General features: G+C 73.2%; 18 protein-coding genes and 1 pseudogene. 6 read left to right on the forward strand and 13 right to left on the reverse strand.

The genetic code is table 11. The features are described from left to right. Positions 1 to 753: 753 nt before the first annotated feature. Positions 754 to 1149, forward strand: a complete 396-nt coding sequence (locus ACFQ9Z_RS38645) for a GNAT family N-acetyltransferase (RefSeq protein WP_383031524.1) — start codon at positions 754 to 756, stop codon at positions 1147 to 1149. A 120-nt stretch (positions 1150 to 1269) separates the two neighbouring features. Here the strand turns inward: ACFQ9Z_RS38645 and ACFQ9Z_RS38650 are convergent, their stop codons facing one another. Then, complete coding sequence (locus ACFQ9Z_RS38650; RefSeq protein WP_383031527.1) at positions 1270 to 2544, reverse strand: MFS transporter; 1275 nt, start codon at positions 2542 to 2544, stop codon at positions 1270 to 1272. A 582-nt stretch (positions 2545 to 3126) separates the two neighbouring features. On the opposite strand from ACFQ9Z_RS38650, the gene ACFQ9Z_RS38655 reads away from it, so the two are divergent. Then, positions 3127 to 3579, forward strand: a complete 453-nt coding sequence (locus ACFQ9Z_RS38655) for a hypothetical protein (RefSeq protein ID WP_383031532.1) — start codon at positions 3127 to 3129, stop codon at positions 3577 to 3579. 366 nt (positions 3580 to 3945) lie between these two features. Here ACFQ9Z_RS38655 and ACFQ9Z_RS38660 read toward each other — a convergent pair whose 3' ends face one another. Continuing rightward, entirely contained in the window at positions 3946 to 4317 is a 372-nt protein-coding gene (locus ACFQ9Z_RS38660) for a hypothetical protein (RefSeq protein ID WP_383031534.1), read from the reverse strand. A 17-nt stretch (positions 4318 to 4334) separates the two neighbouring features. Between ACFQ9Z_RS38660 and ACFQ9Z_RS38665 the strand changes: the two genes are divergently transcribed. Then, a complete protein-coding gene (locus ACFQ9Z_RS38665; RefSeq protein ID WP_383031539.1) occupies positions 4335 to 4532 on the forward strand; it encodes a hypothetical protein in 198 nt (65 codons plus the stop codon). Between the two features lie 198 nt (positions 4533 to 4730). On the opposite strand, the gene ACFQ9Z_RS38670 is transcribed toward ACFQ9Z_RS38665, so the two are convergent. The 3 genes and pseudogenes from ACFQ9Z_RS38670 to ACFQ9Z_RS38680 all read right to left on the reverse strand — a co-directional run bounded on the left by ACFQ9Z_RS38670 (position 4731) and on the right by ACFQ9Z_RS38680 (position 7095). After that, positions 4731 to 5336: an NUDIX domain-containing protein gene (locus ACFQ9Z_RS38670; RefSeq protein ID WP_383031542.1), complete on the reverse strand. Its 606-nt coding sequence runs from the start codon at positions 5334 to 5336 to the stop codon at positions 4731 to 4733. A 66-nt stretch (positions 5337 to 5402) separates the two neighbouring features. Continuing rightward, positions 5403 to 6217: pseudogene (locus ACFQ9Z_RS38675) on the reverse strand (class I SAM-dependent methyltransferase). Between the two features lie 260 nt (positions 6218 to 6477). Then, positions 6478 to 7095 carry a hypothetical protein gene (locus ACFQ9Z_RS38680; protein ID WP_383031545.1) on the reverse strand — a complete coding sequence of 206 codons (618 nt, stop codon included), beginning with the start codon at positions 7093 to 7095 and terminating at the stop codon, positions 6478 to 6480. 224 nt (positions 7096 to 7319) lie between these two features. On the opposite strand from ACFQ9Z_RS38680, the gene ACFQ9Z_RS38685 reads away from it, so the two are divergent. Beyond that, the gene (locus ACFQ9Z_RS38685; protein WP_383031548.1) at positions 7320 to 7877 is read left to right on the forward strand and encodes a GNAT family N-acetyltransferase; all 558 of its coding nucleotides are present in this window, start codon (positions 7320 to 7322) and stop codon (positions 7875 to 7877) included. A 197-nt stretch (positions 7878 to 8074) separates the two neighbouring features. On the opposite strand, the gene mobF is transcribed toward ACFQ9Z_RS38685, so the two are convergent. After that, positions 8075 to 12772: a MobF family relaxase gene (gene mobF / locus ACFQ9Z_RS38690; protein WP_383031553.1), complete on the reverse strand. Its 4698-nt coding sequence runs from the start codon at positions 12770 to 12772 to the stop codon at positions 8075 to 8077. A 497-nt stretch (positions 12773 to 13269) separates the two neighbouring features. On the opposite strand from mobF, the gene ACFQ9Z_RS38695 reads away from it, so the two are divergent. Both ACFQ9Z_RS38695 and ACFQ9Z_RS38700 read left to right on the forward strand, forming a co-directional pair. Next, the gene (locus ACFQ9Z_RS38695) at positions 13270 to 14019 is read left to right on the forward strand and encodes a hypothetical protein (RefSeq protein WP_383031556.1); all 750 of its coding nucleotides are present in this window, start codon (positions 13270 to 13272) and stop codon (positions 14017 to 14019) included. Between the two features lie 81 nt (positions 14020 to 14100). Next, positions 14101 to 14511, forward strand: a complete 411-nt coding sequence (locus ACFQ9Z_RS38700) for a hypothetical protein (protein ID WP_383031559.1) — start codon at positions 14101 to 14103, stop codon at positions 14509 to 14511. Positions 14512 to 14616: 105 nt separating this feature from the next. Here the strand turns inward: ACFQ9Z_RS38700 and ACFQ9Z_RS38705 are convergent, their stop codons facing one another. From ACFQ9Z_RS38705 to ACFQ9Z_RS38735, 7 genes are all read right to left on the reverse strand, one after another. Beyond that, positions 14617 to 15072, reverse strand: coding sequence for a hypothetical protein (locus tag ACFQ9Z_RS38705; protein ID WP_383031562.1), 456 nt, complete (start codon positions 15070 to 15072; stop codon positions 14617 to 14619). Positions 15073 to 15317: 245 nt separating this feature from the next. Beyond that, entirely contained in the window at positions 15318 to 16865 is a 1548-nt protein-coding gene (locus tag ACFQ9Z_RS38710) for a hypothetical protein (protein WP_383031565.1), read from the reverse strand. A gap of 244 nt (positions 16866 to 17109) precedes the next feature. Beyond that, positions 17110 to 17874 (reverse strand): PP2C family protein-serine/threonine phosphatase, encoded by a 765-nt coding sequence (locus tag ACFQ9Z_RS38715; RefSeq protein ID WP_383031568.1) that lies wholly within the window; start codon positions 17872 to 17874, stop codon positions 17110 to 17112. A 487-nt stretch (positions 17875 to 18361) separates the two neighbouring features. After that, on the reverse strand, positions 18362 to 18985 hold the full coding sequence (locus tag ACFQ9Z_RS38720) for a GNAT family N-acetyltransferase (RefSeq protein WP_383031573.1): 624 nt from the start codon (positions 18983 to 18985) through the stop codon (positions 18362 to 18364). Between the two features lie 335 nt (positions 18986 to 19320). Continuing rightward, positions 19321 to 19617, reverse strand: a complete 297-nt coding sequence (locus tag ACFQ9Z_RS38725; protein WP_383031577.1) for a hypothetical protein — start codon at positions 19615 to 19617, stop codon at positions 19321 to 19323. Between the two features lie 453 nt (positions 19618 to 20070). Further along, on the reverse strand, positions 20071 to 20442 hold the full coding sequence (locus ACFQ9Z_RS38730) for a hypothetical protein (protein ID WP_383031580.1): 372 nt from the start codon (positions 20440 to 20442) through the stop codon (positions 20071 to 20073). Positions 20443 to 20607: 165 nt separating this feature from the next. Beyond that, positions 20608 to 20799, reverse strand: a complete 192-nt coding sequence (locus ACFQ9Z_RS38735; protein ID WP_383031583.1) for a hypothetical protein — start codon at positions 20797 to 20799, stop codon at positions 20608 to 20610. Positions 20800 to 20834 lie beyond the last annotated feature (35 nt).

Here is a 20834-nt window from a genome sequence, read left to right on the forward strand (position 1 = left end):
CCGGCCCGACCCGCTGCTTGCGGCGACGAGAGACATGGTTAGCGACCGCGAAAACAGGAAGCAAGAATGTGACCTACTACCCAAGAGCGTAGAAATTGCCCAATTCGGTCATTCCGTGGCTTTCCGCTGCGTCAGACCGCTGTGCGGCTCTACGATCCCGCTTAGGACGTGACCTGCCTCTCGTGGGTGGCGTCACGCGGAGAGCCGGAAAATCAGTCTTCCGGCCGGGCTTGCTCCACCCCGAAGGGGGGCAGAGTGCAGCCCGGAAAATGCGTACACGTGATCGCTCCCGGTAAGGGCCCGCGTACTTCTTGGCTTCGGCCAGGAAACCGAGCGCCGGCCTCCGGGTGGACGGGTCCACTTCCGGGTAGGCCAGACGCTGCTTGCCGCGGGCGCCGTCGATGCCGCAGGCGCCGCCGGCCAGCGACTCGTACACGGCCGCGTCGACCGCGGCAACCTGCGCTGCGGGTCTGGCCGCACTTGCCCACGATGTAGGAGGCGTAGGCGAGATGGGTGTCGGGGACGGGGCGGCCGGCGACCGAGGACGTCCAGTGCTCCACCGTCTCCGGGCCGGTGCAGCCGCCCGCCGCGTCCGGGCCTTGCGCATGGGATCGGCGCAGAACGTGCCAACCGAATCAAGATCCTCAAGCGCCAGATGTTCGGCCGCGCCGGATTTCAACTGCTGCGCAAGCGGGGCCTCCTCACTCCGTAATCCGGTCAGTACCAGGCTCGGCACGGACCTACGATCGGCGCGTGACGATCAAGTACGAGTGGCGGGGTGACTTCGACAACGCCTCCCTCAACGCGCTACACGCCGATGGTTTCGGCCATCCGGTCGCGCAGACCGACTGGCGAGCACGACTGCAGCGCCACAGCCTCGGCTGGGTCTGCGCATGGGAAGACGGCTCTCTGATCGGCTTCGTCAACGTTGTCTGGGACGGCGGAGTTCATGCCTTCATCCTCGACACAGTGGTCGCGCAACCTTGCCGGTCGAGAGGAGTCGGAGCCGCGCTCGTCGCAACTGCGGCCGCAGAAGCCCGTGTCGCGAAGTGCGAGTGGCTTCACGTCGACTTCGAGGAGCACCTGCGTTCGTTCTATTTCGATGGCTGTGGCTTCAAGGAGACGGCTGCCGGACTGATCGCCCTGTAACGCGGTGGATCAAGCCCTCGGCCCGGTCCACGCTCGGTTGTCACGCACAGTGGTGCCACCACACAAGCTGAGCCAGAACCGAAACCCGTGACCAAAGCCAGGTGCCGGGGGCGGCTCCTCTCACATCGGGGTGGCTGCGGGTGCGGGCGCGGTGCAGGCGGAGAGCAGCAGTGCGCAGCCGGCGGCGGCCGTCAGCGGAACGGTGAAGTGGCCGCTGAGGGGGCCGGCCAGGGCTGCGCCGCCGGCCAGGCCGAGACGGATCGCGCTGGACATCCAGCCGACCGCTTCAGTGGACGTGCCCGGCGGGGTGAGGGCGGTGACGGTCAGGCTGGCGACGGTGAGCAGGGGAACGAACACGCTGCCCGGCAGCAGCGTCAGGAGGAGGACCGCGGGGGCGGGAAGCGGGGCGAGCAGAGGGAGCCAGCAGGCCGCGTATACGGCGCCCAGCAGCATCAGGTGACGCGGCCGGGGGGTGGTGGGCTGGAAGCGAGCGAAGAGGACGCCGCCGAGGAGCCCGGCGGCGGAGAACGCGGCGGGCAGCGTGCCCGCCAGCCAGGAGGCGTCCCGCCGGTCGGCCGCGGCGACCGCGGCGACGTCCAGGGCGCCGACCGTGGCGCCGAGGAAGACCAGGGAGCACAGCAGGGGGCGCATGGCGGGTGGGCGCAGGACGCCGAGCCGCTCGCGGTGACGTGGTGCGGCGCGCCAGATGCGGGCGGGTGGGGTGGTGGCGAAGGCGAGGGAGCCCGCCACGGTCGCGGCGGCGGCCAGGACGAGGGCCGCGGCCGGAGAGAGCCAGGTGGCGATCGCGATGGCCAGGGCGGGGCCGGTGGCGTAGACGATCTGCTGGGTGGAGGAGTCCAGGGTGTAGGCGGTCCGGACGTGTGCGTCGTCGGGCAGGACGCAGGGCCACAGGGAGCGCAGTGCGCCCTCCAGTGGTGGGCATCCGGCTCCTGCCAGGGCGACGCACAAGGCGGCCAGCGGCAGGTGGGCGGTGCCCGCTACCGTCAGGGTGCTGAGCGCGGAGGCGACCAGGGCGGCGCCGAGGTAGCAGGGCAGGAGCAGGCCGCGCAGGTCGGCCAGCCGTCCCAGCAGCGGCAGTCCGAGCGCCGGGGCGATGCCGTAGAGCGCCGCCAGCAGGCCGGCGCTCGCCAGGGAGTGGCCGTCCGCCTGTGCCGCCAGGATCAGGGCGACAGGCACCATACCCAGCGACAGGCGCCCGGTCACCGAGGCGATCAGCAGCCGGCCGCAGTACCGGTGGCGCAGCACGTCGAGGAACGTCGGCGGGCTGGATGACGGCCGCGGGCCGTCGACTGGTGCGGGCGGGGGGAACGGCTGGGGTACGCGGGCCGGCGCGTCTGTGGTGCGGGGGACGTCACGGACCTGCGCGTGGGCCATCGCCTGCCTGCCTCTGCCATGGGGGTCGAGCCGAGTTGTCTCGCGGGAGGGGGCGCCCGCACGGCGGGCTCGTCAGGGCGCACGCCGTGCGGGCGATGGGCAGCGGCACGGGGATACCGCTGGGTGAGAGAAGCCCAACAGGGCACGCAGGCGGCTTCAACGCCGCTTCCCCTTCCACGGTCGGGGCCGGACATCCGTCGCAGCCTCTGGTGCGGCAACGCGCCTTACCGGTCCGCCTCACGGGTCCGGTGGGCCGCACCGCTGCTCCCGGCCGGCCGACGACGCTGACGGCACCTGCCAGCAGCAGCGGTCCCACCTGCTGGCTCCGCGACGTGGCCGCGCTCTCCCCCGCAGGCCGAATCCGCCGGGCGCCATCCGGTGCCCGGGGCGGTGGCAGCGTCCGGTCGGCACGTTCGTGGGACGGGAGGCGCAACCGGGTCGTTCGGGGAGATCGTCCCGCCCGGCGGCGCGTCAGGTGTCCGGGTGGTCTGCGGCGGCTCGGGCGGGCGTAGATGGGGTGGCACCTGCCGCCTTGAGCGATCCGTACGGAGCCGATGACGTGAGCCCCCGCACCGCCGCGCCGTGCCGCTGCGCCGCTCGCTTCTCACCCTGCCCGCCGAGGTCGGCGACCTGATGGACCACACGCCCGAGTCCGCGTACGCGCATATGCGTGACACACGTCCCGCATGGTTCTCGAGTTCGCCCGGCGACGGGGCGATCGACATCATGCGCTGGCCGATGGCCGAGGGGCAGGTTCTGCACCGGGACGAGGCGCGGGTGGGCCTCGAGGACCCGGTGGTCCTCCCGGACGGGCAGCACCACCGCCGACTGCGGATCGTCCCCGTGCGGCCGGAGCCGTCCGTGGCCGTCCTTGCGTTGCTGGACGGCCAGGTCGTGCTCGTCGACCGGTTCGGCACGCGGCCCGCACCTGGCAGTGGGAGATCGTCAGGGGCGCCGGAACCGCGGACGAGGACGACGCCCAGAACGCGGCCGGACAGCTGCAGGACCTGCTCGGGGCGAACGCCTCGGACCTGATCGGCCTGGGCCGGGTCCACCCGGACCCGGCGATCCTGGCCGAGGTGTAATGCTGTACGCCGCGCGCATCGACCGCGTGGGCGAACTCGGGCCCGGCACCGGCATCCGCCCGCGCGCACGGTCGCGTTCACCGAGGCGGAACAGATGGTGGTGAACGGTCAGATCACCGACGCGGTCACGATCACCTCGTTGTTCCGGGCCCGGCAGGCGGATCTCGGCGAAGAGAGCCCGGCCGTGTGACAGGGCGCAGAGACGCGACCGGCTGATCGCCGTGGTCGAGCGCGCCATCGAGCAGCAGCTGCCCACTGGCACCTACGGAGTGGATGTTCCGAGCATGGTCCGTGAGGTCGTGCGGCAGCCGAAACATCACGGGTGCATCTTGCGGAAGTCCTCGTACTCGTCGCAGACGATGCCCTGGTTGACCCAGCGTTGGGGGTCTGCGGAGAGGTCACGTTCGGCAAGGTGCAAGGCATCCTCACGGGCGGCCAGGACCGCGATCGTCCGTCCCCACGTCTCCTCCTCGGGGTCCAGGGGCGGGAACTCGGTGATGTCGAAGAAGTTGTCGGTGCCGACGTCTTCGACATCACTCACATAGATCGTCACACCGGAAGAGCCGGGGCTGAGGGCGATCCACCGCAGCCCTCGGTGACCATCGCGTTCCACCCTGCCGAGGAACTGCTCGATCTGCTGTCCGCGTCGGAGGGCGGCGAGAGCGAATGCGGGGATGAGGTGCCGCATGCAGGGTTCCTCTACTGGTGCTGGGCGCGCAGGCGTTCTGGGTCGATGTGATCAGCAAACTCGATGGTGAAGGACAGGCCCATCCGGTTCAGTGCCGCCAGCAGGTTCGTGATGCGATCGGGATCGACGAATCCGCTGAACACGACGGGTTCGAGTGGAGTGAGCTCAAGTTCCGCGCACTCGTTCTCGATCCGGCCGCTGACGTGGGCGCATGACGGGTCTGGACGGCGGCCCGCAGCGGACCAGGCCCGGCCGTGGCACGAGGAGGGCGCCACGGAAGACGGACACAAGTGAGCCGGGGGTGCTGCCCGGTCCGGTCGGTACGGGCGCGGTCCTTGCTGTGGTGGAGCGGCCGGGGGCAGAGGCTGTCGGCCGCTCGGCCTGATGCATGCTGTGCCGGCGCTCCGGTGGTGTCACGGTGGCGTGGCGCGGGTGTGCCGCAGCTTGCGGACGAAGCGGTGCATGTGGGGGTCCAGGGTCTCCTCCTGCTCCTGGAGCACCTGTTCCTCGGTCAGCCACCGGATCGCGTCGAACTCGCCCTCGTCGTACGACGTGATGGTGTCGAGGTCGGCGTCGAGGAGGTACCAGAGCGAGACATCGGTGTGCGGACGCCGTTCTTTGGTCGGGGTGACGGTAAGGAAGAGGGGGCGTTCGCCGGTGACCGGCGATGCCACCGCCTCGACGCCCAGTTCCTCACGGCATTCCCGGACCACCGTGTCCCAGGGGTCCTCATCGGGCTCGACGTGGCCCCCCGCAGGCAGCCAGAGCCCGGCTTTGCGGTGGGCGACGAGGAGCAGTCGTCCGCGTCTGTCGTCGCGCACGACGAAGTAGCAGACCAGGTGTGTCGCCGGTACGTCCGGCTTGCGCACCCGGTACACGGCCGCTTGGCCGGCGAGCCACCGGGTGGCGGCCGTCAGATGGGTCCGCTCCAGGGCGTCCCAGGGGGCGATGGCGCCGACCAGCTCCAGTAGGTGTGCGCGGGGCCGATCCGTGGGGTCCTGTTGATCCGTGGCAGGCATGCGGACAGTGTGGCGGCCGGCACTGACAGGCGCCTTCGCCCCATGTGGGATGGCGCTCGGGCGTCGTCAGTGGCGTGCTCGGGCGAGCAGGGCCGCGTGGGGCAGGGTCAACAGGCCGTCCTCGGTCGCGAACTCGGTGCTCAGGGCGTCGAAGTGGCGCTTGATCTCCGCCTGGATCTGGGGCGTCTGGCTGCGCAGCATCTGGCCGCCGAAGGCGACACCGCCCGCGGGGCCGCTCCACCACTCCTCGGGGCTCGCGCGGTGCTCCCAGCGCAGGGTGCCGCATTCCGCCTCGCGCAGGTGCGCCGCCTCCAGCAGGCCGGTCAGGCCGCTCTCGTCGCGGCGAAAGTCGTCCTCGGCGGCGACTCCCGCGGGCAGGCGGGGCGACCGTACCGCGCCCGCCGCCTGGATCGCGCGCCCGATCAGAGCCTGCCCCGCGGCCGGCGGCGCCGCCCATATGGTCAGCGCGATCCAGCCACCCGGCCGCACGACGCGGCGCAGCTCGACCAACGTGTCCTTGGGCCGACCGACGTGGTTCAGCACGAAGTTGGCGACGACAGCGTCGAACTCCTCCGCCTTAAATGGGAGTGCGGGCAGCGCAGCCAGTCGTACGTCGGCCTCGGGGGCTGCCCGTCGGGCCAGTTCGACCATGGTGGGCTCCGCGTCGACGGCCGTCACGGTCGCGCCCCGCGCACACGCGGCGGCGGCGACCGTGCCCGATCCCGTGCCGACGTCCAGTACACGCACGTCCGGTCCCACCCCGCGGCATCGAGCAACCGCGGTACGGGGTAGGCGCACAGCTTGGCGAAGCTGTCGACGTAGGCAGGGCCCCGGCCCGCCCAGATCAGCCGTTCGCTCTCGTCGAAAGCCGTCGTCGGCACGGGCGGTCCTCCCGGACAGGAGTCAAGATCGATTTCCTCGGGACCGACCTTAATCCACTGTCCGGACAGGGCCGGGGTCCCGTAGCCACGGACGGACCCGCGACCGGCGGCACGGCCCCCGTAAGACGTGGCTCGCGCGGCAGCGGTCAGGGCGTGTGCCGCGGGCGAGCCTGAGCCGTATGGCGCGCCGCGGTTCTCCCGCTCCGCGTCTGTCTTCCGGTCGCCTGCCTCCGCCAGCAAGCCACGGAAACCTGGCTCTTCTATACGTTCTCCCCCAGGCCCGCCGCTGTCAGCGTTGGCCGGTGCGTCGACGCTGCGGGCGCTGCGTGCGCCGGCCCGAGCGGCGGCCGGGTGCCGGAGCGCCGTCGGCGGGCGCCGTGCCGGGTGAGGAGAAGCCGCCGGGGACACCTTGCCCGGGCGGGAGCCGGCACCGCGGCGGCCGGCTGTTCGACCGAGGGGCGGGGGCGCGCGGCGCGGGCGACGACGGTGGTGTGCGGGATCAGCGGGGCGCAGGCGGCGCAGACTTCTTCGATGGTCCACACGCGGCCCACGGTGGGGTCGTGACGCAGGATGAGGGTCACGGCGCCGGCGCAGTGCGTACTGGTGTCCGGGTGTGCCTCGCACCGGGTGGAGCCGCAGTGGCACCAGGCGTTGGGGCGGACGGTGGCCGCCTTCGCGTGTGCGGCGGCGTGTTGCGCGGCGAACGCGCGCAGCGCGGCCAGGTCCTTGGAGCGCGGTGGCATCCGGCAGGCCGCGGTGGTGCAGGAGACGGTGGCGGAGCGGTCGCTGTGCCCGGTGAGCCGGATCGTCCAGGCCCGCCCCGGGACGCGGTCGGTGGGGGTTTCGGTGTGCGCGGTCGTCACGCGGGCATCGTCCATTCATCGAAGGGTGAAACGGGTGTGTCGGTCCACTATGTGCCACCCGTCTGTCACGAGGGCAGCAGGGATTGTTCCCGCATCGGGTGTCCCCACGCGGCCGCGGTGCTGTCCGCGGCGCATGCCGCACCGGCTGTGCCCGGAGGGATCACGTGGTTGACGATGACGGTGCGCGCAACCGTGATGAGCCCTTGGACGGTGTCCACTCCAGCATGATCGAATGAGGCATGGCATCTTTCTGGACCGGCACCCGGATACGCCTGCGCGGCATCGAACCCGATGACTGGACGGCGTGCATGCGCTTTGCCGCCGAGCAGGAACGGTTGGGGGACGTGCTGTATCCACCTCGTTCGGCCGAGGACTACCGCGCGTGGGCCAGAGAGCAGGCAAGTGCCGATCCCGGCGGCGAGTGCTTTCAGCTGGCCATCGTGGCCGCGGACTTGGGAGAGATAGTCGGCACGATCGGCACGTACCACGCCGACCCTCGTGCTGGCTGGTTCGAGTACGGCGTCATGATCGGCGCTGACCATCGGCACAAGGGTTACGCGTCAGAAGCCGTGGTGATGCTGCTGCGGTTCATGTTCGCCGAGCGGCGCTATCACAAGTGCCAAGCACGTGTCTTCGCGCACAACGCGGGTTCGCTGGCCTTGCACCAGCGGCTCGGTTTCGTCGAGGAAGGCCGCCTGCGAGAACACGTGTTCTTCGCCGGTCAGCACCACGATCTCGTCATGATGGGCATGCTCGCTGAAGAGTTCACTCGTCTCCATCCGGCGTCAGGAGTATGAGGCCCGCCACCTCGGTGCCGGGATGTCGGTGTGCGCGGTCGTCACGCGGGCATCGTCCATTCATCGAAGGGTGGAACGGGTGGTGTCGGTCCACTATGGGCTACCCGCCTGCCGTAGGGGCATCCGGTTTGCTCCGATGGCGCTATCGAAGTGGCTCCGCACGCATCGAGGCGGTAGCGGGCAGCCCCGGCAGACCGTCACCGGGTTGGGGGACGGTGGCCGGGACCGCTGGTGGGCGGTGGGGGCTCCTGGCGCAGGGGTGAGGTGGGCGGCAGCAGGGCGGCGCGTTCGGCGGTGGTGCGGGCCCGCATCTGTTCCAGGCGGTGCTGGACGCGGGCGTGGGTGTAGAGGTCGATGGCGTCGGTGAGGTGGTCCCAGTCTTCACCGTCCAGGCCTGCCGGGCGAGGCCCGAGGACGTCGGGACCGGCGCGGTGGTGTCGGCGCCGGTAGTCGCTGATGGCGGTCAACAGCCGGGTGTAGGACTGCTGCTCGTCCTCGTCGTCCTTACCGGGGGCGGTGATCTCCTCCATCCACGCCTCCGGCAGGGGCTCGCCGGCGAGGACGGCGGCCAGGGCGCGCCGCGCCGGGCGCGCGTCCAGCGCGCCGTAGGACAGGGGGGCGATGCCGAGGGGGTCGCGCAGGGCCGGGTGGTCGGGCAGGGGTCCGCCGGGCGGCGGCGCGTCGAGGTGGTCGAGGGCCGCGGCGATCATGACGGAGGCGGGGGCGTCGGGTGGCGGCAGGTGCAGCGGGCGGCGGCGCCCGGTCAGGGCGCGCACCCGGGCATCGAGGTCGTCCCACGCGGCGGCGTCGTCCGGGTCGGCGGGGCGCGTGCCCAGTCCCGGCACACCGGTGATGGCGTGGCGGGTGCGCCACAGCTCCACGAGAGCGGCCGTGGTGGCCCAGACATGGCGGCGCCGGGCGGAGCTGGTGGGCGGCGGCGTGCCGAGGGGGCGGGCCCAGGCGAGCGGGACAGCGGCCAGGATGTGGCCGCGGTCGGCCAGCGAGCGGGCCAGGACACGGTGACGTTCGGCGAGGTACGTAGCCCAGTGGGCGGGGGTGTCGGGGTGGGTCAGGGCGTGGGAGTCGGCGACCCAATCGGGTATCTCGCCGCGGTGGTGGGGGCGGTGCGGGGCGTGGTCGGGCAGGCGCTCGCGGAAGCGGAGTTCGGCGTAGACCTTGTCGGAGACGGCGTCGGCGCGGGCCAGCGCGGCACGTGCTTGGCGCAGGCGGTCGGCCGTTGTGGCGCGCCGGGTGGCTAGGGTGCGGCGGACCTGAGCCAGGGAAGTGGCGCCGGGAGCGGCCGCGCGGGTGGCCTGTTCGCGTTGGAAGTCCTCGCGGGCGCGGTCGCGCCAGGTCAGGGCGCGGCGTAGCTGGGACTCGCGGGCGAGGTCGGTGATGTGGTGCCGGGCGGCCGCCGACAGCTCGGTCCTGTCGGCTTGGGTGTGGCGGAGTTGGGTGCGGACGGTGGCCAGGTGGGCGGCGAGCTCGCGGCGGGAAAGGCCGCCCAGGGGGCGCTGATCCCAGGCGGGATGGGTGTGGCCGGCGCGGGTGGTGACGGGGGCGGGCAGGTGGGTGAAGGCGGCGTCGGCGGCCTTGAGCGCTTCACGGGCCACGGCGCGGTGGGAGGCAGCAAGCTGGGTCAGGGTGTGCAGCTGGGTCAGCGTGAGCGCGGCCAGCGGGCGCGGCCGGTCGTCGCGTTGGGCTTCGGTGGCCTCGTTGAGGTGCTGGCGCAGCCGCCAGGTCAGCAGGGCCGAGGGGTCGTCGGCGTCGGTGAAGCCCCGCGCGGGCACCGTGCGAGTCAGCAGGCGGGGCAGGTCGAACCGGGCCCGTTCGGCGGTGTGGAGGGCGCGGATGAGGGCGGGGTAGGCGTCGGCGGCCAGGAACGTCGCGGCTCGGTCCGCGCCGAGGGTGTGCTCGAGCAGGCCGGTCAGCCGGGCGGTGGTCGCGCGCTCGGCGACGTCGGCGAACTCGGCGGACAGCTGCCCGGGCGCGCTGATCTCGCGCTGCAGCGCGGTGATCGACTCGGTCGCCGAGAGCTGGGCGCGGCGCCGGGCGGCGATGGATGCGAGGACGTCGTCGAGGTGGTCGCCGTCGTCGAGGGCGACGTAGAGGCGGTTGGTGCGGGTGCCGCGGGTGAGTTGGACGTAGACGCCTTCGCGGGTGGAGCGGGCGGAGGCCAGCGCATGGGAGGTGTCGACCGTCATGCCCTGGGCGCGGTGAATGGTGGAGGCGTAGCCGAGCTCGCACTGGCTCGCGAGGTAGTCGGCGGGCAGCCGGATACGGCCGCGGTGCCGGGTGTGGCGGACTATCGCGTCGCCGTCGGGCAGGATCTTGGTGACCCTCCAGGTGTCGCCGTTCTTCACGAAGTCCCGTCCGCCGCGCACGAGCATGCGGCGCCGGTTGAGACGCGTGACGATCACATCGCCCACATGCGCATGCTGTCCGGCGCGCAGCGCGGCAGCCTGGCCGGTGTCGACGGTGCCGGCGGCGATGTGCCAGGCCTGCGCCCGCTGGTTGAGGGCGGTCACGGTCGCCGTGTCGGCGGCCGTCATCAACGAGGACAGTCCCTTGGTGAGGTCGCTGGCCCAGGCGGTGAAGACGGCATCGGACATCGCGTCGTGGTTTCCGGCGACGATCCGGCCCTTGTCCCGGTACCAAGAGAACGCGGCCCTGTGGTCGTCACCGTCGCGCAGGATTAGGGAGGCGTCGGCCTCGCCGGGGACGCGGAAGCGGTGCAGCCGGTCGAGTTCGACCGTGCCCCCGGCCGCACGGGAGATCAGCCGGAGCGCTCCGCCGGCCTCGACGGCGGCGAGCTGGTGCGGGTCGCCGAGCAGGCGCACCACCGCCCCCGCGGCCGCCGCGTCGGCGAGGACCCGATCGAGCAGGAGGGTGCCCGCCATGCCCGCCTCGTCGACCAGAACAACATCGCCCGGGCGCAGCCGGAAGTCGTCCCTCCCGCCCTGCTTCGCGTCGGGTAGGCGGGTGCGCTGGTGGAGCCAGGAGTGCAGGGTGTGGGCGCGCCGTTGGAGGTCGTCGCCGAGGACTTTCGCCGCGCGGGAGGACGGGGCGAGGGGGATCAAGCGTCCGCCGGCCGCGTCGACGGCCGCAGCGACCAGCCGCATCGCGGTGGTCTTTCCGGCGCCGGCCGGGCCGAGGCCTGCCAGCAGCAACTGCTCGGAGCAGGCGAAGGAGGAGGCCAGCGCGCGCTGCCCGGCGTCCATGGGGCCACGGTGCAGGGCAGCGACGCGGGCGAAGGCGCCCCGGCCGACGGGCGGGATGACGCTGGTGCGGGCGGCGGCCAGGAGCCGGTTCTCGGCGGCCAGCAGGGAGTGGGTGGTGAAAGTCTGCGAGCCAATCGGCCGGTAGACGGACGTGCCGTCCGCACGCGTGAGGTCGGGGTGCGGGGGGTTGATCTCGGGCGGGGTGATGTCCACGCAGTCGCCGTGGGCGAGGACCCGGTCGGTGATCTCCTCCGCCGCGCCGGGCGGGGCGGTGGCCCCGGCCAGGGTCCGCATCAGGTAGCGGCGGGCCTCGGCCAGCACGTGACGGCGGCGGAACGTCGTACGCCGCTCGGTCACCGCGGCCAGGACTTCGTCGGCCGCCGCGGTGAGGTCGAAGGCGGCCGGGGCGGGCCGGTTGCGGGCCGCGGCGCGGGCGGTGGCTAGCAGGTTGTCGACGGTCGTGTGGTCGGTGACGGCGATCGCGCGGCTGCGCCAGTCGGCGAGCAGGTCGTCAAGGGAGCGGGCTCGTCGCTTGGGCGGGCGGGTCTTCACGGTGGCCTGCCACTGCAGCCGGGTGCGGGCCGCAGTTGCGGGCTGGCGGCCGTGGCGGCGCCGGTAGGCGTCGAAGAGGGCGTCGGCCATCGTGCGCACCGTGTGGGAGCGCTGCGCGAACACGGCGCGCAGCCGCCGGTCGATCCCGACGATGCGCATCACCGGCCGCTGCCCGGGGGTGACCTCGACCTCTTCGGTCGCCAGGCCGAGACGGGAGCAGACGAGCTCGAGGGCCCGCTGGTTGAACAGCTCGCTGGCGGCCACGACGTCGCGCAGCAGGAGGCGGGAGTCCAGGTTGCGCCAGCGCCCGTCAGGGCCCTTCACTCGCGGGGAGATGACCACGTGCTCGTGCAGCATCGGATCGCCCGCGCGGGATTCGTAGTGCAGGTAGACGGTGGCCAGCAGCCCCGGTTCGGCCCGTAGCTGAGCCACGCCGCCCGGACCCGTGCGCACCGCGAGGGCGTTGTCCTCGATCCAGGCCAGGGTCTCCGAGCGCGCCTGGGCCAAGGCCTCGAGGACGGTCCTGCGAACGTCGGGGCCGCCGAGCGCGAACAGCAGCGACAGTTCCTCGTTGGAGAAGGTCAGGTCGTAGCCGGTGATCGCACGGCGCTGGGGCCCGCTGCGGGCGGCCAGGTACCGGCCCAGCTCGGCACCGTCAGCCGGAGCACGGTGGTACTCGGCCTCGAACGCGCGCCCCGCGCACCGCATCCGCACCTGCCGCGTCTCGGCCTTCGTCAGCGGCCGGCACAACCGCTCACCGACCTGCTCCAGGACCTGCTCGATCTCCCTGTCGAGCGGCGAGACTTCCCTCAGGCGCGGCACGGCCGGGCCGAGCTTGGCCGCCCTCATCGCCTGCTTGAGCGAATCGCCCTCGCTCAAGTGCTGGGCGACGATCGCCACGGCATCGGGATGCATGCCGAGCCCGAACAAGGCCCGCATCTGCGCGTCGCTCACCAGCCCGGCCAGCCCCAAAGCAGCCGCGGCCTGCCCGTGCCAGACCCCGGGCGGCACCCCGGGCACGCTGGAGGACACCGTCAGCTCAGCCCCGGGGGCACCGTCACCACGGGCGATACCCAGCCGGTAATAGCGCTCCCGGCCCGCGGTGAACGCGTTCGCTGTCATCCCCACCAGGCCAGAAGATCACCGCGTACAAGCCCGGCGCGGGCGGAGGGCGGCTTCGGGCCTCAAACTTCCCAGGGCCCGAGAAACGACCTTCGAACGTGTCCCGCCAGAGGGGACAAGGCCCTTCGAGCACGGGCGGGGCGTCAAAAATGCCAGAGGTGTACGGGAATCGACCCGCCACCGGCCGGCGGACCACACACCCACACCCTCACCACCACCGCCACCGACCCGACTCCCCCGGCCTGCCAGACCACCGGCCGTCCACCGACACCCCGGCCTCCGGAATCACCCATCACCCGGAGCAGCCCCTGCCGGGTGGCTTCTCCGCCACCTGGTGCCGTCGTCGTCCCGTGAGCGGGACCGGGCGCGGCGGCGGGCGTGTTACGGCCTGGGACGTGGGCGCTGGTGCCGGGCTGGCGGGGGTGCGGGGGTCTGAGACTGGCCGGGCGCGGCCCGCCACCGGGGTGGGCGCGGCGATGGCCGGGAGGTGGCTTGTGGTGGCGTCAGGCCGGACCAAGGGGAAGGGCGGCGCGGTGCTGGTGCGGCGGAAGGCTGCGTTGGAGCGTGCCGCGGCGCGGGTGGCGGAGCGGCGGCGGGTGGCGGCTGCGGCGGAGGCGGAGCGGTTGCGGCGGGAGGCGGCGTTCGACGAGTGGGTGGCGGACTTCGAGTTGGCGGTGGAGGACGAGGCGGCGGTGGTGGCCGAGGTGGAGGAGGAAGTGGCCCGGGTGCGGGAGCGTGGCCGGGTGCGGATCGAGGCGGCGCGCGTGGTGGCGGCGCGGGTCGTGCTGGCGATGGGTGAGGCCGGGGAGACGGTGGCCGGGTGCGGGCAGCGGTTGGGTGTGGGGGTGGAGCGGGTCAAGGAGTTGCGGCGGCTGGGGCGCGAGGTGATGGCCGCGGAAGACTCGGCGTCGGGGTCTGCGCCGGGGAAGGGGAACGCGGCCGCCCCGGCGAAGGCGGCCGCCTCGGGGAAGGCTGCGGCCCTGGGGGAAGCGTCGCTACAGGAGACGGTGGGCGGGCTGGGTGGTGAGCAGGGGCGGGACGGTGGGTGGGAGCGGGCGGGCGCGGTGTCGCGCGGCGCGGGCGCGGTGCCGGTCGCCGCTCCCCCGGTGACGGCTCCGGCCGCTCCCCCGGCGGCCGGGTCCGTTCCTCCGGCCGCTCCCCCGGGTGCGCCTGGTGCGCCGGCGGGGTCCTCGGGGGCGCCGGGTGGGGGCGGGGCGGGGTCGGGGTGGCCGGAGTCGTCCCGGTGACGGCGGGGGTGCTGGGGGTATGAGGCGGCCCCGGCTGCCGCGGGGCGGGCTCTGTCCGGTCGTGCTGATACAACCGGCGTCATGACGTTTCGATTCACTGCTCGCGCTGCCGGCGCGGAGATCGATCCTGAGGGCTACTTCACTGAGGCGGGTCTGGCGGAGGGCGAGGACGGCAGCGGCTTCGTCTTGCTGTTCATGGCGGGTGAGGCGGAGCCCGACGATCAAGAGGTCGCTCGGGGGATGGATACGCACTGTCTGGTCACGGCCGGGCAGGGGACCGCCTACGGGTGCGTACGAGAGGCCGTCCTGGTGGGCAATGTCCTTCGTGTTGTGCTGGATCCGGAATCGTTGGAGAGCCTTCGCCTGGATGACGGTGAAATTGAAGCGGTCATCGAGGCACCGGCCGAAGATGTCGCCGTCTTCCGGGAGGTCCTTGCTCAGGTGCTCGCCTACGGGCGGGCGGATGCCGTACCGGCGCGGCTGGCGGTCTGATCGCGCGCGGACGAAGGCGAGGCGGGTGTGGAGCGGCCCCGGCTACCGCGGGGGCGGTGGCCGGGGCTGGGGTGTGGGAGTGCCGGGGTGTCGGGGCCGGGTGGTTCAGCTGTGGGGCTGCTGGGTTGACCAGGGGGCGGCGGGCCGCTGTGGGGTGGCCTGGGGGGCGTGCGTCGGCTGCTGGGGCGGGTAGGCGGCCGGCGCACCTGGGGCGGCTGTGGCGGGCTGGTGTGGCCAGGCGGCGGGCGCGGGGGCCTGCTGGGGTGTGGCGGCCTGTTGTGGGGGGAGGTGGCCGGTGAAGCGGTGGGGGCCTGCGTCTTTGAGGTAGACGGTGACGGGGGCGTGGTCGGCGACGAAGATGCGTTCGTGGATGCCGGGTGGGGTGAGGATCCACCAGGTGGTGTCGTCGCGGCGTTGGGTGCGGCGGATGAGGGGTGGGGGGAGGGTGACCTCCTCGGTGATGTCGGTGTCCGGGTTGGTCTCGGGGACCGTGATGTGGTCGACGGTGCTGAAGAGACCGGCGAACTGGGCGAGTTTGTTGATGGTGGTCTCGTGCCTCACGGCGCTCCCCCTCTTTTCTGGTTGTGTGTCTGGGCCTGGGCGCGGGTTTCGCTCGGGACGGTAGGCGGCCTGGGCTGGGTGCGGGAGCGGGTGCGGGGCCGGGGTGCCGGGGGGCGGGATATGGGCTGGGATGGCGGGTGCCCCAGGCGGGAAACACGCGGGGCGGCCCCGCACCGGGGACGGGTGTCCGGGGTGTGGGGCCGCAGGGGTGTCCGGGCGTGGGGCCGGTGGGGGGCGCTGGTCGCCTATTCGGTGATGTAGGTCAGTTCCATGTGGCGGTCGTCGAAGACGGCGTGCAGGCTGAAGCGGGTGGCGTCACGGGCGGCGGCGTCACGGAGCATGCCGAGCAGGGTGGTGCCGTTCTCGTCGAGGGGGCGGGTCAGTTCGATGGACTGGCGGAAGTCGTCGCCGCCGAGGATGGAGCGGGCGTCGGTGCCCGGTCCCCAGCCGTCGGCGTGGACGGTGGTGGGCAGGTACTCGCTGTCGTCGGGGGTGCCGGGGGTGCTGGTGGGGGTTCGGCCGTTGCTCATGAGGCAGGTGCCGTCGCTCTTGATCCACCACAGGCGGGGCGCGGCTTCGGTTTCGCCGTAGCCGAGCTGGTGTGAGGGTGCGGCGGCGGCGTGTTCGGCGGCGGCGAGCACACGGTCGAGGGGGAAGTGAAGCCGGGCGTTCTTCTTGCCGTGGGCGGTGTTGGCCATGGCGACCTCCAGGAGGGGTTGGTGGGGATGGGCGGGATGGTCATGTCGCCGAGGAACTCGTTGAGCCAGTCGGGGCGTTGCTCGGCGGGCAGGGCGAGCAGGCGCCGCGTCTCCTGGCAGGTGGTGTCCGGTTCGGTGCTGTCGGGGACGGCGGGGGTGGGCTTGGGCATGTCGGTCCCTGGCATGGGTGGGGAGGGACGGGGGGTGCGCGGGGCCACCCGTGCGGCGGGTGCCGGGGCGGGCGCGGCGGGTTTGAGGGTGGGATGCCGGGGGGCTAGTCGGGCAAGATGCCGGCGTATTGCGGAGCGGCCCCGGCCCTGGCGTACGCGGAGCGGCGGCCCCGCCCGGGACGTTTGGGGGCGGGGCCGAGGGTGGGGCGTCAGTCGTCTGCGGTCTGGGGGCTTTACGGGCGGTGCGGGCGGTGCGGGCGGTGCGGTCGGCGCAGTTGCCGCACTCTCCGTCGCGGCCTTCGCCGTCGGCCGTGGACTGGCCGCAGTCCTCGTTGCGGCACAGGTCGTCCAGGACCGCGGACGCGACGGCTTCGCCGAGCAGGGTCAGGTGGTCGCCGTCGAACTCGGCGCAGGGTTCGGGCCACTGCTCATGCTGGAGTTGGAGGGTGCCCTCGACCACGGACAGGGTGTAGATGCCGGTGCCTCGCCTGTTGTTCTCCAGGTAGCCGGTGACCGCGTAGGTTCCGGCGGTCGCGGTCCAGTGGCGGCCGAGGGTGCGGGCAGCCACGCGGGCGATGTCGGAGATGTGGAAGTCGGCGTCGGGGAGCGAGTCGTCGGCGAGGGTGTCGCCGATCTTGTCGAGTTTCGCGGCGGCCGGGATCAGGTCGAGGCCGGTGATGGTCAGACAGCCGACCGTCAGGTGGAGGTCGTCAAGGTCGATGGTGGTTGCGCCGTCCCCTGCCAGTGCCTGTCGCGCTGCGGTCTCGGTGGGGGCGGTGGTGTGGAGGGTGATCAGGCCGGGGACGAGGAACGCGTACGCGATGTCCGCGGGGGGCTGACCGGCCGGACCGGTGTCGGCCGGGGCGTGCTGGGCGTGGCTGGCGTCGGCCGGGCTGGTGACGGCCGGGGCGTGCTGGGTGGTCATAGGGGGTTCCCCTTCGTGTGAGCGGTGCTGGCCGGGGGTGTGCCGGCGCGGGGGCGCGGCGGGCCACACGGTCGGGGGTGCGGGCGTTAAGACCGCAAGCCGGCGGGCGGAGTCGGCGGGGGTGTGGTCGGTGGGTGCTGGGCTCCGCACCCGTGGGCGGTGCCCCGGGGGGTGCGGGGCGGCCCCGGGCCCGTCGCGGGACGAGGCCGGGGCCGTGGGCGGGTGCCGGAGCGGGTGTCGGGGGTCAGGGGGTGAGGTCGGCGAGGAGGGCGGTGGCATTGTCGACGTAGTGGTGTTCGTCGGCGGGGAGTTTGGTGCGGGCGGTGTCGATGGCGAGGCTGACGAAGTTGCGGACGGTGCGGGTCAGCGGGTCGTCGTCGAGTTCGGTGTACAGGTCGTGTCCGACGTCTTCGTGGGGTTCGTAGGCGCCGTCGGAGGCGAGGAGGAGACGGCAACCGTCGGTGCTCTCGACGGTCGTGGACTCGATCGCGGGATGCCGGTAGAGGTTCATCGCTTCGGCGTCGGTGTGGGTGGAGCCGAGGTAGGAGGTGATGACGTTGCGGTTGCCGTTCTCGGGGTGGAGAGCGGTGGGCGGGTGGACGCGGCGAAGGTTGTGGTCGTCGGTGAGGCGGCGGGTGATACCGCGCCGCAGGAGGTAGGCGCGGCAGTCGCCGCACCAGGCGACAGTGAGGGGCCGGCCGGGGGCGGTGACCGCGACGACGGCAGCCGCGGCGGGCATGTGGCGGCGCTGGTAGGGGTCCTGGCGGTCGGGGTCGGCGGCGAGGCGCTCGTAGAGGTGGCGCAGGGCGGAGACGGCGTCACCGCGGCGGGCAGCGCTCTGGGCCAGGCGTACGGCCGATTGGCGGGTGAAGTCGCGTACCGCTTCGGTGGAGCCGATTCCGTCGAGGAGGACGAAAGCGCGGGCGCCGTCGGGGGCGGTGCGGACGGCGGTGGCGTCGCACTGGGTGGTGCGGCCGCCGATGTGCTGGGCGGTGGCGTAGCTGCGCACGGGTGGGCTCCGTTCCGGTTGGGGTGGGGTGGTGGATGGTCGTGCCGGGGGTGGCGGGGTCGGGGTTCCCGGCGGCCGGTAGTCGGTGGCCGGGGTGGGTGGTGCGGGGAGCATGCTCGGCGTCCTTGCTATCGCCGCAACGGTTCGCATCCCGCCGGCCGCGCGGGCAGCCGCCGGAGGCCGGACGCGCGGGGGCGGCGCCCGGGGGCCAGCGGCGCGGCCGGGCGGCACCCCCGGCCGGGCGCGGAGGACCGGCTGCGGGGGCGGCGAGGAGACGGGCGGTGGGGCGGCCGGGCCGGGCGCGGCCGGGCGGTGGGGCGCGGGAGCGGGAGCGGGCGGGGTGCGGGGCGCGGTGGGCGTGACGGGCCACACGGTCGAAGGCTTGGGTGTTAGCGCGGCAAGCAGCGGCGGATGGGGGTACGCGTCGGCCCCCTCCCCGGTCGCGGGACGGGGGCGGGGGCCGTGGGCGGGGCGTGCCGGGGGGGGGTTAGGCGAGGAGGCCGGTGACGGTCGTGAGGCCGCGCTGGGAGGTGAAGGTGACGGTGGGGTCGAGCGGCTTGACGGCGTACTTCCAGGCCGGGTCGTAGTGGGTGAACAGTCCGAAGGGCGGCAGGTCCACCACCAGGTGCGGGAGGCTGGTGTAGCCGTGGGCGGTGAAGAAGCGCTTCTTGTCGTGTTCGTGGCGCAGGGTCAGCGCCCGGTATCCGGCGTCGCGGAAGTCGGTTTCGACGCGGGCCATGAGGGTGGATGCGATGCCCTGGCGGCGGTGGTCGGGGTGGACGGAGATGGTGTCGATGTTGGAGACCCGCTCGATGAGGGCGCGGCGGGTGTGGGCGGGGATCTGCCGCTCCAGCATCCATCGGGCCGGGCCGACGTGGATGGCGCCGACGGGGGTGCCGTCGGCGGTTTCGGCGAACAGGAAGTGGTTGAAGCCGTGGGAGAACGGTCCCCTCTCGTCCATCAGGGCCTCACCCAGGGTGTCCTTCAGGGCGGGGAGGTGGTCGGCGGGGATGTGGAGGTCGACGAGGAGGGTGAGGTCGAAGTAGGTGTCGAGTTCGTCGGCTTGCACGGGCCGGATCGTGATGGCGGGGGTGTGCGGGAGGCTGGTCATGTGCGGTGCCCTTTTCGGTCCGGGAGGGTGGGGGCCGGACTCGCCTCAAGAGGGGGCGGGGTCCGGCCGGTGCGGACCGTGACGGGGCCAGGGGTTAGGGGGGCAACCGAGTCCGTCACCCGGGGTTTCGGGGACGGCAGCCGAACACGGGCGGCGTCGCGCCGGGCGCGGCGGGCGGGCTCGTGCCGGGGGTGGCGGGCGGCGTCGCGCCGGGCGCGGCGGGCGGGCTCGTGCCGGGGGTGGCGGGCGGCGTCGTGCCGGGCGCGGCGGGCGGGGAACGGGTCAGCCCCCGCGCCCGGGGCGGGGCGCGGGGGGTTGGGGGGCCTGCCGGGGGGTCAGCCGGTTCGCCGGGTGGTGGCGGGGTCGGTGGCGTGGGCGGTGATGCGTGCCCACTGCTCGCGGCTGACGTGGCGGTGGGGCAGGGCGCGCAGTGCGGTGAGTTGGCGGCGGAGCCGGGTGGCGTCGGCCAGGGCCTCGCGGGCCCACCGGCGGCACTGGCCGGGCTGGTAGGAGGACAGGGGGGCGGAGGCTTCCTGCCACCAGAAGCGGGCGGTGTGCAGGGCGCGGCGGGCTAGGCGCAGGGTGAGGTCGTCCAGGTGGCAGCGTGCGTACACAGCGGCGGGGGCAGTCATCGCGTTCCCTTTCGGACAGGGGGCCAGTGCAGGCGGGCGGTGAGCGCGAGGGGGGGGCGGTTAGCGCGATCAACACGGCCACGCCCGGGTGCGGGGCGCGGGTGCCGGGGTCGGGGTGCCGGGCCGCCCCTTTGAGGGGGTGAAGGGACGGCCCGGCGGCCGGCAGCTCAACCGCACGCGGGGGGATGGTGCGGGAGCAGTTCCGGCGGTATCGACACTGCCCCCGCCGGGGGCAAGCTCCACAACCCAGCCGGCCTGGCGGGGCGCACCAGGCGGACGGTGGGCAAGGCGTAGGCCAAGGTGCGGGCGGCGCGTGGGGGTGAGAGGGCGGTCCTTGAGCCGGGGCAGGGGGATGCCGGGCTCAGAGCCCGTAGAACCTCGAGGGCCCCCGCGCCCAGAAGAGGCCGTGGCCGCAGAGCGGGGGGCCGGTCGGTGAGGCTGCCGGTCGTGGATTCAGCCGGTGGTGGGGGCGTAAGTGTGGGGCGCCAGGTGGGTGAGGGCAGCGACGCGGGCGATGTCGGAGATGTGGAAGTCGACGTCGGGAAGGGAGTCGTCGACGAGGGTGTCGCCGATCTTGTCGAGTTTCGCGGCGGCCGGGAGTAGGTCGAGGCCGGTGATGGTCAGACGGCCGACCGTCAGGTGGAGGTCGTGGAGGTCGATCGTGTCCGCGCCGTCCCCTGCCAGTGCCTGTCGCGCTGCTGTCTCGGTGGGGGCGGTGGTGTGGAGGGTGATCAGGCCGGGGACGAGGAACGCGTACGCGATGTTCGCAGGGGGCTGACCGGCCGGACCGGTGTCGGCCGGGGCGTGCTGGGCGTGGCTGGTCATAGGGGGCTCCCCTTCGTGTGGGCGGTGCTGGCTGGGGGGTGTGCCCGCGCGGGGGCGCGGCGGGTCACACGGTCGGGGGTTTGGGTGTTAAGACCGCAAGCGGGCGGGCGAGCGGTATGCGTGTGGCCCCGCACCGGGGGTGCGGGGCTGTGCGGGGGGTGGGGATTAGCGGGGTGGCCTGGGTTGGCAGGCGGGGCAGTGTTCGTGGCTGTCGTGGTCGTGCTCGCCTTGGTCGTGTTCGTCGGCGAGGTCCGCGCAGGCGACGCAGTAGGTTCCGGGAGTGTCCTCGCGGCTGGGGGTGAGGCGGCCGCCGCAGTGCGGGTTGCGGCAGGGGGCGTGGCGGGAGACGGACGGCATGGCAGGGGCTCCGTTCCGGGCTGGCGTCGGGCGTT

This window comes from Streptomyces sp. NPDC056580, assembly GCF_042793175.1.
Classification (GTDB): Bacteria; Actinomycetota; Actinomycetes; order Streptomycetales; family Streptomycetaceae; genus Streptomyces.